This window comes from Enterococcus sp. AZ140 (assembly GCF_051714405.1).
Lineage (GTDB): Bacteria > Bacillota > Bacilli > Lactobacillales > Enterococcaceae > Enterococcus_B > Enterococcus_B pernyi.
Map to the genome: position 1 here is coordinate 1,868,042 of NZ_JBIORU010000001.1, position 14,076 is coordinate 1,882,117.

The 14,076-nt window shown below is 39.8% G+C and carries 16 protein-coding genes; 1 reads left to right on the forward strand and 15 read right to left on the reverse strand.

Going from position 1 to position 14,076, the window contains the following annotated elements; translation table 11 throughout:
• Positions 1–25 precede the first annotated feature (25 nt).
• Both galT and galE read right to left on the reverse strand, forming a co-directional pair.
• Complete coding sequence (galT, locus tag IGJ39_RS08565; RefSeq protein ID WP_438764483.1) at positions 26–1,510, reverse strand: UDP-glucose--hexose-1-phosphate uridylyltransferase; 1,485 nt, start codon at positions 1,508–1,510, stop codon at positions 26–28.
• A 10-nt stretch (positions 1,511–1,520) separates the two neighbouring features.
• A complete protein-coding gene (gene galE / locus IGJ39_RS08570; protein WP_438764485.1) occupies positions 1,521–2,510 on the reverse strand; it encodes a UDP-glucose 4-epimerase GalE in 990 nt (329 codons plus the stop codon).
• A gap of 246 nt (positions 2,511–2,756) precedes the next feature.
• Between galE and IGJ39_RS08575 the strand changes: the two genes are divergently transcribed.
• Positions 2,757–2,924 carry a DUF3042 family protein gene (locus IGJ39_RS08575; protein WP_010735150.1) on the forward strand — a complete coding sequence of 56 codons (168 nt, stop codon included), beginning with the start codon at positions 2,757–2,759 and terminating at the stop codon, positions 2,922–2,924.
• Between the two features lie 193 nt (positions 2,925–3,117).
• Here the strand turns inward: IGJ39_RS08575 and IGJ39_RS08580 are convergent, their stop codons facing one another.
• The 13 genes from IGJ39_RS08580 to IGJ39_RS08640 form a co-directional block, all read right to left on the reverse strand.
• Entirely contained in the window at positions 3,118–4,920 is a 1,803-nt protein-coding gene (locus IGJ39_RS08580; RefSeq protein ID WP_438764487.1) for an FAD/NAD(P)-binding protein, read from the reverse strand.
• A gap of 332 nt (positions 4,921–5,252) precedes the next feature.
• Positions 5,253–5,648: a rhodanese-like domain-containing protein gene (locus tag IGJ39_RS08585; protein WP_019723943.1), complete on the reverse strand. Its 396-nt coding sequence runs from the start codon at positions 5,646–5,648 to the stop codon at positions 5,253–5,255.
• Positions 5,649–5,662: 14 nt separating this feature from the next.
• Entirely contained in the window at positions 5,663–6,628 is a 966-nt protein-coding gene (locus tag IGJ39_RS08590) for an ROK family glucokinase (protein ID WP_019723942.1), read from the reverse strand.
• A gap of 2 nt (positions 6,629–6,630) precedes the next feature.
• Entirely contained in the window at positions 6,631–6,840 is a 210-nt protein-coding gene (locus IGJ39_RS08595; protein WP_010735144.1) for a YqgQ family protein, read from the reverse strand.
• A 19-nt stretch (positions 6,841–6,859) separates the two neighbouring features.
• Complete coding sequence (locus IGJ39_RS08600) at positions 6,860–7,564, reverse strand: rhomboid family intramembrane serine protease (RefSeq protein ID WP_271553458.1); 705 nt, start codon at positions 7,562–7,564, stop codon at positions 6,860–6,862.
• A gap of 17 nt (positions 7,565–7,581) precedes the next feature.
• On the reverse strand, positions 7,582–8,133 hold the full coding sequence (locus IGJ39_RS08605) for a 5-formyltetrahydrofolate cyclo-ligase (protein ID WP_195339150.1): 552 nt from the start codon (positions 8,131–8,133) through the stop codon (positions 7,582–7,584).
• A gap of 366 nt (positions 8,134–8,499) precedes the next feature.
• Positions 8,500–8,829 (reverse strand): hypothetical protein, encoded by a 330-nt coding sequence (locus tag IGJ39_RS08610; protein ID WP_019723939.1) that lies wholly within the window; start codon positions 8,827–8,829, stop codon positions 8,500–8,502.
• A complete protein-coding gene (locus IGJ39_RS08615; protein WP_438764490.1) occupies positions 8,829–10,340 on the reverse strand; it encodes a transposase in 1,512 nt (503 codons plus the stop codon). The genes IGJ39_RS08610 and IGJ39_RS08615 overlap by 1 nt, the downstream gene beginning before the upstream one ends.
• The gene (locus IGJ39_RS08620) at positions 10,337–10,684 is read right to left on the reverse strand and encodes a DUF3958 family protein (protein ID WP_317742935.1); all 348 of its coding nucleotides are present in this window, start codon (positions 10,682–10,684) and stop codon (positions 10,337–10,339) included. Before IGJ39_RS08620 ends, IGJ39_RS08615 begins: the two co-directional genes overlap by 4 nt.
• On the reverse strand, positions 10,684–10,965 hold the full coding sequence (locus IGJ39_RS08625; protein ID WP_019724481.1) for a TIGR04197 family type VII secretion effector: 282 nt from the start codon (positions 10,963–10,965) through the stop codon (positions 10,684–10,686). Before IGJ39_RS08625 ends, IGJ39_RS08620 begins: the two co-directional genes overlap by 1 nt.
• Positions 10,966–11,187: 222 nt before the next feature.
• Positions 11,188–12,192, reverse strand: a complete 1,005-nt coding sequence (locus IGJ39_RS08630) for a FecCD family ABC transporter permease (protein WP_195339562.1) — start codon at positions 12,190–12,192, stop codon at positions 11,188–11,190.
• Complete coding sequence (locus IGJ39_RS08635; RefSeq protein ID WP_108145762.1) at positions 12,189–13,178, reverse strand: FecCD family ABC transporter permease; 990 nt, start codon at positions 13,176–13,178, stop codon at positions 12,189–12,191. Before IGJ39_RS08635 ends, IGJ39_RS08630 begins: the two co-directional genes overlap by 4 nt.
• A complete protein-coding gene (locus IGJ39_RS08640; protein WP_066025272.1) occupies positions 13,178–13,978 on the reverse strand; it encodes an ABC transporter ATP-binding protein in 801 nt (266 codons plus the stop codon). Before IGJ39_RS08640 ends, IGJ39_RS08635 begins: the two co-directional genes overlap by 1 nt.
• Between the last annotated feature and the right edge of the window lie 98 nt (positions 13,979–14,076).

The following is a 14,076-nucleotide window of genomic DNA, read 5'->3' on the forward strand; positions in this document are numbered from 1 at the left end:
TTCCCCTCCTGTAAGTGACCGATGCTTATAATGTTTCAGTAAAGCGCAAGAACGCAGCTCTTCCTTGTTCGTCCCGTTTGAAGACACCGGCATCTTCTAACACTCTGGCGAAGACTTGCCCAACAGCATTTTGGATAACAACTGTCGCAGTCTCTTCAGTCAAATCAGGATTTGCTTGTTTTAGCTGTTCTGCCCATTCACGATGATAGTCCGCGACTTGGTTTTCTTCACCTAATAGATATTGCTTCACTTCTTCCAATTCTGGTTTTAAGCGTGGCGGCAACACAGCCAACCCCATCACTTCGATCAAGCCAATGTTTTCTTTTTTGATATGTTGGATATCACGATGAGGATGGAAAATCCCTTCAGGATGTTCTTCGGACACATTGTTGTCACGCAATACTAAGTCGATTTCAAAGTAATCCTCTCTGCGACGAGCAATTGGCGTGATCGTGTGATGTGGCGTACCATCTGCTGAATAGGCGATGACTGATACTGATTCATCTGAATAGTTCTGCCATTTGTTTAAGACCGCATCTGCTGCTTCTACTAATAAATCTTTATCGGGCGACTGTAACCGGATCACCGACATCGGCCATTTGACGATCCCTGCAATCACCTGCGGATACTCGCTTAGCTTGATCAATTTCTCCATCGGCGCTTTTGCCATCGGAAATTCGTGACGTCCAGCTTGATAATGGTCATGTGAAAGGATCGATCCACCAACGATCGGCAAATCAGCATTTGAACCTACGAAATAATGTGGTAAGACTTCAGTGATCTTCAACAACCGAGCAAACGTTTCTTTAGTGATGCGCATTGGTCGATGTTCTTCAGATAAAATGATCGAGTGTTCATTGTAGTAGGCATAAGGCGAATACTGAAATCCCCAACTTTCTCCGTCTAAGTTCATTCGGATGATCCGATGATTGGTTCGTGCTGGGTAATTCAATCTTCCTTTGTACCCTTCATTTTCCATACATAACATACACGATGGGTAATCGACGTGCACCGCTTTTCTTTCTGCAGCGATTTGTTTTGGATCTTTTTCAGGTTTAGATAGATTGATCGTGATTTCCAAGTCTCCGTATTCAGACGGATAAGTATACACGATATTTTTTGCGATGGCTCGTGTTTTGATATAGTCATTGTTGCGGCTCAACTGATAAAAATAATCCGTTGCTTCTTCTGGACTTTTTGAATAATGTTGAGCAAAAAAAGCATTGACAACAGAAGGTGGTGGCGTCAAAAAATCCATCAATTGTGCCTCAAATATTTCTCGGTCAGCTGTTACATCCGTCACCAAGCCATTTTCTTTTGCTTGTTCAACTAAACGATTCAATAGGTCGACCGATTCTTCTTGCACTGGACGTACTTCAAAAGAGTCGCCGGCTTCTTCGCCAATAAGACCTAAAATACGATTTTGTAAGTAGATACGGTCCATTTCCATCCAACCACCAGACGCGATTGCTAGTGTGACAAAATCTGCAATTGTTTGACTAATCGTCATTTTCTTCCACCTACTTTTCATACCCGTTAGGATGGCTTTCATGCCATGCCCAAGCAGTTTTGATGATTTCTTTCACATCTGTATATTCAGGTGCCCAGCCAAGGATTGCTCTCGCTTTTTCACTTGACGCTACTAAACGACTTGGATCACCCGCTCTTCGTGGCGCGATTTTCGCAGGAATATCACGGCCTGTGACTTCTCGTGCTGCTTCTAGCATCTCTGTGACTGAATAACCTTTGTTACTTCCCAAGTTGAAGAAGTTGCTTTCATTTCCAGCTTTTAAATATTCTAAAGCTAAAATATGCGCAGCAATTAGATCTTCCACTTGTACATAATCTCTGATACATGTTCCGTCTGGCGTATCATAATCATCCCCATAGATCGCTAATGACTCTCGTTGGCCTAAAGCTACTTGTAAAATGATCGGCACTAAATGAGTTTCAGGTGTATGATCTTCGCCGATCGACGCATCATTCTTAGCTCCTGCTACATTAAAATAGCGTAAAGCCACATAACGCATGCCATATGCTTCGTCACACCACTTCATCATTTTTTCCATCATCAACTTACTTTCGCCATAAGGATTTTTCGGATTCGTTGGTGACTCCTCTGTAATTGGCGATTCTTTTGGCTCACCGTAAGTCGCAGCTGTTGAAGAAAAGACAATCCGTTTTACATCAAACTCGTGCATTACTTCTAATAATACTTGCATGCCATAAACATTATTATTGAAGTAGACTAAGGGTTTTTCAACTGATTCACCGACTAACGAGCTCGCTGCAAAGTGCAAGACGCCTTCAATCGTTTCTTTTTGGAAAACTCCGCGTAAAAATTCTTTGTCACGAATATCGCCTTCATAAAAACGTGCATCAGTATGAACTGATTGACGATGGCCTGTCAAAAGATTATCCACGACTGCTACATCATAGCCCTTTTCAATTAATTGATCGACGGCATGGGAACCAATATAGCCTGCTCCGCCTAATACTAAAATTGTCATGTTAAGACTCCTTTATCCATATAATTATATTCGTTATTTATTTTAACAAAAGTGATGACCAGAAAACAGGGACTTTTTTTGACAAAACCTTCTTTCATTTTATTTAGTAAATTTATAATAAAACATTTAGTAAATTTTTTCAACATTTTATTGTAAAGGGTTTCAAATAAAAAAACGAAAGACTAGCGTTTTTCCTTGTTTTGCTTCATAATAGAAGTGTCAAATAGATAAATGAGGTGAATCATTATGAAAAAATTTGTATCAGGTATCTTAGTAGGTAGCTTGGCTACTGTAGCAGCTGTGGCTGGTTTAGTAACTTCTGTGAAGAAAACAGTCATCGACCCAATCGACGAAAAAGAAGCAATGATTGAAGAAAATCGTAAAAAAGCAATGAGAAAACGTGTATCACGATAAGAGCTAGTGATTGAAGCATTCAGCTTCAAAAACGAAAAAACCCAAAATTGTTCTTCAATTTTTTGGGTTTTTTTGTTTCTACCGAGTTTTTTCTAAAACTCGCATTTTTAAGTTACGATAGAAATGGGAGCTGACAAATAGCACAGTTGTATTTCCTCTATCTCCCTCATGCTATTCAAAAAGAACGTTCTTTTTATGATTTTTCTGCTAAAATCAGTTGTGCGATACGATCAATTTGTCTAAGATTCCAAAAATCGACATGGGGTCTCGGAACGGAGGCTGTTAACCATTCTACCCCTTCAGTTGGGATGCCGATACAATACAAATTGTTTTGTACTTCTCCATGGGCATCGATCACACGTGAATTTTCTCGTTCGATTGCTACCGCACCAGAAACGAAATCGCCACTTGGATCATGCAACTGGAATGGCTGAAGGATCTGGGCATCACGTAGACTGATCAAGGCTGGATTTCTTGTTGTTCGTAAGTCATTTTTTGGTAATCGTGCCTCAATTAGATAGCTACTTGTAAGCCCTTCTGGTTCCAGGTGAAATCTCTTGTCCTTTCCTACAACAGTAAAAGGAGGTTCCACCAAATGGAAAATTCCTGCATCGATCAATGCTGCTAATTCCTGGGTTCTTCGTAAAGGCGGACCAATAGTAAAAAAAGCATCAAACGTATTGAACCATTGCCACAATACTTCTTTATATTCTTTTGCAGAAAAAACTTCCCATAGCATTACTTGATGCACCATATTTCGCCAATCTTTCAATGCATCCAACGTCGCAATCAATGGACCGTCCACATTCCCTTTTTGCGCTTCATTGATTTGATCTTCGATATACCTCCGACTCATTTGTGGATAGGGTAACGTGTGGTCGGTCAAATGAGCCAGTAAGTCCCATGACCACAAGTGTCTTGATAATTCAGGATATTTTTGCAGCCATTCCTTTTCTATAGCTCCAAGAAAGACTTCTTGAAATTCGCTGAGAGAAATCGACAACCCATGTTCCTCGATCACTTTTTTATAATAGAACAATTCGAGATCTTTTTTTAAGTCCGCAAAGAAATCTTGTCCAGTCAGTTTTTGGGTCCGATAGTACGTATTTAATCGTTCTTGCGTCAGAATAACTGGCTGTGCCACCTCGCCAACTTTTTTCTGGTTGCGTCCATGGGGATAGTAAGGTAACCCTCGCCGAGAGCCACAATAGACGATAGGTTCTTCTCCAGACGGACGATAAACCAATCGACCTTCCAGTTCTTCAAAGCGCCCGCCTCGTTGTTGCGTCAATAAACCGATATAGTCAAAAAAGCACAAACCTAAGCCCCGAATAAACACCGGCTTTTGAGCAGGAATTATCGATAAATCAACATCTGCTGGATTAGCTGGTCCTTGGTAAAATAAGTGATGCTCAGCCGCATACTCACTTAATTGGCTTTCTTCCGAGGTTTGTTCATGTTCCCAATGACCCGTTGCTAGAATCAGTTGATCCACCACATATGTTTCGTCTTTAGTTCGCAGAATGAATTGTTTCTCTTTCTTGGTAGTTTCGATAACTAATTTTTGGATATAATCGAAACGATCAGAAAATCGTTCCTGTAGTCCTTCGTAAAACCATTGGAGATAGGCGCCGAAAAATCGCCGACTCGTTGGTTGGTTTTCTAATAAATTAGCCGCTTCACCTATAAACGCTTCTTTTTCCTTGATGGTTGTCTTACTGAGATAGGAAGGGGCAAATTCTTTCGCCCATTGATAGAGGTTCACTCCGTTAGCGATCACACCCCCACTGCTCAATGTCTCATCCGTAAACATCGTCACTTGGGACGACAATGAATTCATCAGTACTTCTTTTGGCTGATCGACTCGCCAAACCTTACCACCGATCCCACTTGGATCAAAAAGGAGGATCTCAATATCTTCTTGTTGTTGATTATAGAGTAAACGCTCTAACATGCTAAGTCCGCGAGGTCCTGCCCCGATGATCCCAATTCTCATCTATCCACCTACCTATATGTATTTGCTTAGTTGTTACGCATATATCCTTTTGATTTCACTTAATATGCGCTACGCTGATTTTCTTAGCTAACTCACTGAGGAGCAACAGTTCTTCATTTTTTTCGTTTAGTGAACAACTGAGTCCCTATAAACATCCGTAAATTTAGAGAACGATTTAGGAAATTCCTTGGAGCTTACTACCTCCGTCGTGTCCTCTCATCCAATCATAGCATAATTTTTCTTCGATAAGAAAAAACAACAAGAAAAAAGAGCGAATAACTGCTCTTATTCTTGTTGCTACTAAGGTGACACAAGAAGTACAGGACTCCTCGTTAGACTTTTTTGCTTTTGATTTTACCTGACCAGCCATCGTAGCCGCCTTTTAAGATATAGATATCTTGGTAGCCTGCTTTACGCAGTTGGTTGGCTGTACGAATACTCAAACTTTTCTTTTGATCATAAATGTAAACAGGTTGGTCTTTACGAATCGAACCAAGTGAATTTTTTAGCACTGTGTAAGGAATATTTCTAGCGCCTAAAATATGACCCGCATCAAAGACATCTTTTTCACGAACATCGATGACTTGTGCACGACGCATTCCTTCGCGAAATTCTTCTTCTTCAAGCATTGTTGCAGAACGTTTAGCCATTACTCGTAAGTAAACTTCCCAAAATACGATAGCTAAGATGATCAGTAATAAAATGATGTTAATAATCCATAAAACCATGTCGTGCCTCCACTTTATTCAGCATATTTCAAGGCTAATGAGGCAGCACCAATGACACCTGCTTCATTTCCTAATTCAGCTAATTTGATTTTTGTTGATTCTCTCACTTGTGGGAAAGTAAATTCTTTGAAATATTTCTCCACACGACTGCGTAAGAATTCTCCCGCAGCAGATACGCCTCCACCGATGACAATACTTGATGGATTCAACGTGTTTCCTAAATTCCCACAAGCTAGTCCTAGATATAGACAGACACGATCGACCACCATCAAACCAAATGGATCATCTGCTTCTGCTAATTCAAAAACATCTTTACTTGTTACTTCTTCACCATTATCAAGCATTGCTTTCAGTCTTGAATCGCCAGCGTATTCTTCTGCTAAATGACGCGCTACTCGGACGACACCTGTCGCACTTGAGACAGTTTCTAAACAACCACGTTTGCCACAAGTACATTCGAATCCATTTGGATCGATCGTGATGTGTCCGACTTCTCCAGCTGCTCCCGTCACACCGTGAAGTAAATGACCATCCGCAACGATACCGCCACCAACACCTGTACCTAGGGTGATGAATACGACATCAGGATCGTTTTCACCTGCACCTTTCCAGCGTTCGCCTAGTGCTGCGACATTGGCGTCATTATCGATGGCAAATTTGATACCCGTTCCTTCTTCAATCATTTTTTTGACAAATTGAAGCTCGCGCCAGTTTAAATTGTACGCACCAATCACTGTACCAGCTTCGCTGTCGACTGTCCCTGGTGTCCCCATACCGATACCGATGAAATCTTCCGCTTTCATACCGTATAAGTTCAGACGATGATTGATAGATTCAATGATTTCAGGAATAATGTGTTTGCCATCATCCAAAATATTGGTATCGATACTCCATTTCTGTTGAATTTCTCCGTCAGGTGTCAAGATCGCAAATTTTGCTGTTGTTCCACCTAAATCAATCCCAATAATTTTTTTGTCCATGATCAAATTCCTTTCTTTCTGCTCTCTTCGATTCGGTGTTCTCTTTTTAAGATGTGCCACGCAGTCATATATGTTTCGTGATCGATCAAATGATTATCATAAAGCTTACGTAATTCGATCGTCATCAATTCAATATCATAAATCCGTGCTCCCACATAAATAAAGATACCAAATCTCTTGAATAGCTGTTGTACGTCGTATAAGCTTTCCATTTAAAGCACTTCCTTCACATTATACAAGTATTCCATAATTTTTTAAACCCACTAAAACACATATTATAAAAAGAAAGAGAAAAACGATCGACGATAAAATACGATGATGGATCGAGTAATCATTGGATCGATTTGGTAAACCTAGTAGATTCCCTATCAGGAAACCTCCGATCAAGCCACCAACATGCCCCCAAATATCCACTGAACTGTCTGATAAACCGAATATGAAAGAAAAAACGATGAATATCATGTAACGGCGTACAAGCTGTTTCACCACATAATCATTTTTGTAATGAATACCAAGAACAAATAATGCACCAAATAAACCAAAAAGCGATGTACTTGCTCCACCAGATAATACATTCATTTCATTGAAGGCGAAACTGGTCACATTTCCCATGATACCACTAAGTAAATAAATCAAGAAAAAGCGCCAATGACCGTATACCGTTTCGATTTGTGAACCCATAAAATACAAGACGACAGAGTTCAATACAAAATGCATCATTCCAAAATGAATAAATATTGGTGTGATCAAACGCCACCATTCATGTAAATAGGCAACATGCTGGCCAGACATACCTAGTTCAAAAGCCACGCTATTACCAGGTAATACCTCCATTGCGATAAAGACGATTGTTTGGATCACTAAAAAAATCTGAGTTAAAAATGGCCCATCGAGCCAAGATTTTAATTTGAATTGTTGCTGCCGATTTACTTTCATATATACCCCCTTGATTTTTAGTCGCTCAATAAATGTTGGATTTTCTTATCAAAGTCTTCTGGTTCCCAATCATTATGGATCATCTCTTTGAAAGTCAAGCTGCACGTTTGATGCGGATACTCTTCCAGATAGCGATCATAATATCCTCCACCAAAGCCGATCCTGTACCCATCTGGATGAAAGATGATTCCTGGGACGATCAATAAATCAATCATTTGTGACTCATAAAGATGCGTTGAAACGGGTTCTAAGACACCAAAACTTGACCGTTTCAATACTGTGTTCTCAGAGAACTCATAAAATGCCATTTGACGTTTTGGCAATGTCTTGGGGATCACAACGATTTTCCCTGTGGCTCTCGCTTGTTCGATCAACGGTCGTGTATCTATTTCAAATTCATTTGAAAGTGTCAACCCGATGACTTTCGCCTGTTTCCAATACTCTGTTGCAAACAATAGCTTATAGATTTTTTGTTCTTTTTCTTTTTTATAGCCACTAATAGCAATTTTTTTAAGTTTATCGATACCAAACTGTCGGAGCTGTTCTTTTTTCTGCTTTTCGTACCCCAAATAATCACCTGCCTACCTTCTGTTAAAATGGTAGCGGAAAACGGAGAAAATAGCAATTTAACTTTTTCGATTTTTGGATTTGTTCTGTCTAATTTTAGTTAGGACATCGATCTATCATAGCTTTGCTGGTTTTACATTCGTTGAACCTTGGGTAACCCGCAGCTACGTCATGTAGTTATTGCCATCAAATTCCACAAAAAACATTCACAAATTAGTTTTGACTAATAATGTGAATGTTTTTTATTAACTATGTTTCCTATTCAGTTTCAACTTCCTTACTTATGAATTGAGTATTTTCAAGTATTTAAATGTGTTTAATCTTAACAACTTGATTTCTATTAAACCTTAGTTTACTTTTTTCATTTTTTAAAAAATATATAATATATCTTTTTTTGAAATTAAAGATTTTGGAATGACTTCTTCTAAATTCTCAATCCTAGCAGTCATGTATTCTTTCTCTTCTCCCTGAAGATTTGCTATTGCCCAGCTCTTCAGTAAATCTAATTCTTCCATGACAACTTCTAGTTTAGTATTATTAAATTCCGCACCATCTTGTATATATTTGATACCCAATTCTCCTATAGCTTTTTCCCAATACCTTTCATAAAATGATTGTGAGGATATGTTTTCACTTAATATAACTTCAGAGTTTTCCTCATAGATATCCCCATTATATTTAAATAATCCTACTGACATTATTTTTCACCTCCATATGTTACATTAAAATTATAGTCTGGATACTTTGTTTTAAGATTATTAATTTGTTCTTGAACAGCTTCACGCAAAGCTGGAGTATCTGTATCAATCCTAAATGTATAATCTTTAATATTTTTAATCTCATCCATGGAAGAAACTAAACTACTGTCTATACCAGATATACTAATTTCAGTTTGATTTAGCGCATCCAGTCTATTAGAACCTTTTTTAAATATATGTTTATAAGCCCACTGCTTTTCAGTTTGAGGAAAATCAGGATTTTCCATATATAGCTTAGAAGCAGATTTATCTTCATAAATAACCTTGTTAATTAAATCAATTTCATCTAATTCCGTATTTAGTTTTCCATGAATATTAATTTCTTTAGGATTACCCACCTCCTCAATCTTACCATTCTCTACATGCTTCACACCAGTGGTCGTCAATACTTTGTAAGACGCATAAGTAAAGCCTAAGATCATCAGGGCTTGACCGAGTTCAGATTCGTTGATCCATGTGTAGCCGTCTTTAACGTATTGCGAGGTAGAGACGAGACTGCCTAAGAGTGGGTCTAGTTTTTCACCGGTTTCGTAATTGACACCTTGGCGCCAAGCCGCATTGACTTTCTCTTGGTAAGTATCATACGTCATGAACTGGATCAGTTCAGGTTCTAAGTAGTGACCTACTTTCGTGACATATTGATACAGCTCGGGGTTCACGATGCCGTAGCCTGATTGCTTGTCTTCGATTTTCCAAAAGACACGTGGGTTGCCCTCGCTATCGTGAATAATGAGAGCATAGACGTTGTACTTTTCTAGTTCTTTGTTTTTAGTTGGATCGATACCTTTTTTCTCGTTGTCTGCTTGTTGCCATTTGTCTTGGATCGTAGTTGTCCAGGACAAATCTTTCGGCATAGAGAATGTCTTCGTTTGGCTATTCCAAGCAGTTTTCGTTTGAGCAAGGCCTTGATTGACTGCTTGTTCGAGACTTTTGATTTCTGTAAAAAATTGCGCGGAGCTTTGGTTGTAAGCTAAGAGTTTTTGGAGTTTTTCTTCCAGCTTGTGTTTCAAGTCATGATACATCGTGAGTAACAACGTATTCTGATTGAGTTGAAACCCTTGGTGTTCTTCCGGCATATGAGGTGAAAGAAGCAACTGCCGTATCCCCTCGGCTTGGGTGATATATTGATTCATTTGACGAATTTGCGCTTCTAATTCGGATTGTTTCAAGCTGATGGAATCAACTTGATTTATGTATTCCTGTGGAAATCGTTTCGCTGCTTTTTCGACCGCTTCGGAGAGTAAGATTCCTCCTTGGACGAGTGGGTAAAGTATTTGAGAAAAATAGGCTTTCGCAGCGTCGTAGGTTTTTCCTTGGAGATTGGGCGTTTGTAAAGTGAATTGAGTGATGGCTTGTTGGAGATTTTGGTAATCAGTGACTTGTTTTTGGCAGAAGTGACTGGCGCTCGTGGCTTGGGCTAAGGAATCCGAAAGATACATATCAATACTCATGTGTTTTGATCCTCCAACAAAATTTTTCTTTTCTCAAAGGCAATCTCATCAAGCTTTTGTGTGATGCTTTGCTGTTGGAGCATTTCGTGGTGTTGACATTCATCAAAGCCATTCATCAATCGCCTACTTTGTTGTGAAAATTCTGTGGTGAATATTTCGATAGATTTAGAGGTATTCGACTTCTGGTAAGACAATTGTAATCGAAATAAGAAGTTTCCGATTTCTTTAAAGTGATTCTGGTAATCTGAACGGCAGGCATCAAGTTGTTTCATTTTCTTTGCCTGTTCTTCTCTTTTTGCTTGCAGCAACGTTTCCTCGGTATCAAGAGTTGTCCATTGATCCATTAGCGTCTCTCCTTAAAAAGATCTCGACTTAACTGAGTGTCTAGTGCAGAAAATCCTTGAGCAGCAGTTTGCAATTGATTAGCAGCGCCTGAGATGGCTGAGGCAATTTGATTGGCTGAGTTTTTGGCGGACGTTATGCTACTTTGAATGTCTTGATTGCCAATTAGCGTGGTGCGTGTGTCATTTTGAAGCGATGATGCTTGGTTTAAAGGGGTGGTTGCACTGGTGATTCTTGAAGTGGACTGTTGGGCTTGTTGAGAATTACTGCTGAATGTGACCATAACTTCCTCCTTTATCACAATGTTTAGATAGAACGCTTACATATTCATTATAACAATACATAACCTTTTGTTGGATGAGAATTGTATTAGATAGGTCTTGTTACTTTATTTCTTATCTGGTTGTTAAAGGTATTTCTCAATGGACTAAAAAACACTGAAGGAAAAATCTCCTTCAGTGTTCCTCTATGCTATCCAAACTGATTCCAACATTCTGCTCTTCTCTTATACAGATAATTGTTTCTTTTGAATATAAAATAATAAATAAAGAAAATACGGTGCGCCCAAGACGGCAATCAAGATCCCTGTAGGTACTTCTCCATCTGGCAAAATGACGCGCGCAAGAATATCAGCAATGTTGACAAATAATCCTCCGAACAAACCACTAAAAAGGAGGGTCCACTGATTTTCTTTACGTACAATGATTTTGGCAGCATGTGGTGCGAGTAAGCCTACAAAGGACAAACTACCTGCCACAGCAACACTGCCACAGGCTAAGCCTACAGCAAGCAGTAGTATAATCGACTGACTTCGTGACACATTCAATCCTAAGCTTTGCGCACGTTCTGGTCCAAAGGATAAAAGACCGATCCTGCGACTATAGAAAAACGCTAAAGGGATCAGAATAAGTACCCATGGCAAAAAGGCAGTGACATAAGGCCAACTAGCCCCCCAGATCGAACCTGCTAACCAAGCGTTCACAAAGCCATAATTTTCTTTTGAGATTTTTATCGTACTTAATAGCATTGCCGCAGAAAAGCCCGCATTCACAGCGATACCTGAAAGGAGCAAGCGATTCATCGCTACTTGTCCAGAACGCTGATAGGCAACAAAATAGACTAGACATGCAGCAAGCGTGCCGCCTAGAAAGGCAACGAAAAGCAACAAGAAAGGTGACGCATGGCTAGTAAAAAAACCTAAGTATAACATCACAAAAAATCCTGCGCCGGAGTTGATACCTAAAATACTTGAATCAGCTAATGGGTTTCTAGTTACTCCTTGCAAAAGATAGCCTGCGATTCCTAGACAGGTACCTGCGAATAAACTGATCAATAGGCGTGGCAAGCGAAATTCTGTCAGAACCAATTGTTGGACCTGTGTTCCTCTACCAAGTGCGACATCGATCAATTGGTCAATATAAAGAAACGGTGTACCGATCATTAAACTGATTCCCGCAGTCACAAGCCATAAAAATAGTAACAGGCCAATCCCCCAATATATTTTTTTCACACGCGTTCCCTCCTAACCTGTACCAATAAAAAAGGGACACCAATCAAGGAAATGACTAAGCCAAAAGGTGTTTCAAATGGTGGATTGACCATGCGTGCCACAAAATCTGCTAACATAACTAAGATCCCCCCAGCGATAAATGAAGCTGGCAAGACGTACCGATAATCCGTACCAACAAAGCCACGAACAACAGGTGGAACCATCAAACCAATAAAAGAGACGGGACCAACTAAAGAAACAGCTAACGCTGCTAAGATCGAAACAAAGATGAAAACCAATACCCGTGTGCGCTGTGGATGTCCTCCTAAGGCGATCGCATGTGATTCACTCAAATGGATCAGGGAGATCGACTTCCCTAAGAGAAAAGAGCCAATAACCGCCACTAGATAGATAGGTGAAAGAACGAGCAACTGTTGCCAAGTAATATTCGCCGCGCCGCCAACAAACCAAAAAGTCAAATCTTGTTGTAGATTAAATAACTGGGTCAACGCTTGGCTGATTGCGGTAAAAAAAGAACTGATTGCCACACCGGCTAAAATCATCTGCATAGTACTGAGTCCTATTTTTGAAAAACTGAAAAAACCTAGAACGATCATCGTCACGATCAACGAACCAAGTAATGAAAGCAGAAAAATTGAAAACGGCGAAGCTTTAGGTAAAAAAGCAAAGCTAAATGCCATGGCTAACGAGGCACCAGCATTGATCCCTAACAATCCTGAATCTGCCAAGTTGTTTCGCGTTACCCCTTGCATCAAAGCGCCACTGAGGGCGAAACAGCTACCCACAATAAATGCTCCGATGACCCGAGGCAGACGGATATTACGTATGATCTGCTGGGCTTGATCAGTTGGATCGAACTGGAACAACGCCTGCCAGACTTCATTTCCTTTAACTTCAGAAGCACCATTATACAAAGCAAAAAAGAAGACAAGGATTGCCAATAACAGAAGCAGCCATAGGATATTTATTTTTTTCCCTTTCCTCATCATTTTCCCTCCGGTTTCTTGATGAGATCATATGTTAAAAAGACAGGTTTATTTGTTTCAGGTAATTGAACGATTTGTGCTTCGATCTCAAAAATCTCTCTCATCCATTCTTTCGTGATGACTTGTTCTGGGGTCCCGTTGACGATTAATCGCCCATCTTTCATTGCGACTAAATAATCGGAAAAGCGGGAGGCATGATTGATGTCATGGATCGACATCAAAATCGTTGTTTTTTTCATTCGGTTGATTTCTTTCAGCAGATCTAAGATTTCCAGTTGATGCGCCGGATCTAAAAAAGTTGTCGGTTCATCAAGGATCAAGATATCTGCTTCTTGAGCTAACGCCATCGCAATCCAGACTCGTTGGGCTTGACCTCCGGATAAACTCGCTAAGTCTCGATCTTTTAGCGAGATCAGATCGGTCGCTGTCAATGCCCACTCAATGGCTTGCAGATCTTGATCATCCATGCCACTGAATAGTTTTTGATAAGGATATCTACCGTAAGAAACGACTTCTTCGACTGTCATTCCTAATGGGTATTCACTCGTTTGGGCTAGTAAGGCAAGTTTCCGAGCGAGTTCTTTCGAATGATAGGTCGTCAAGTCACGATCGTTGACTAATATTTTACCGTTTTTTACAGGAAGTATGCGGGTAAAGCTTTTTAATAATGTAGACTTTCCACTGCCGTTCGGGCCAATCAAACTGGTGATTTTCCCTTCTGGTATAGCGACAGACAAATTTTCAATTATCGTTTTGTTGGGGTAACCGGTAGTAATTTCAACTGCATTTAATCTAGACATATACTTCCCCCTCTCATTGAAAATCATTCTCAATTATGACGGTACTTCACAAATTCGTCAAGCACAAATTTCGTCGTTTACGTTAGTAAAAAGAGTTG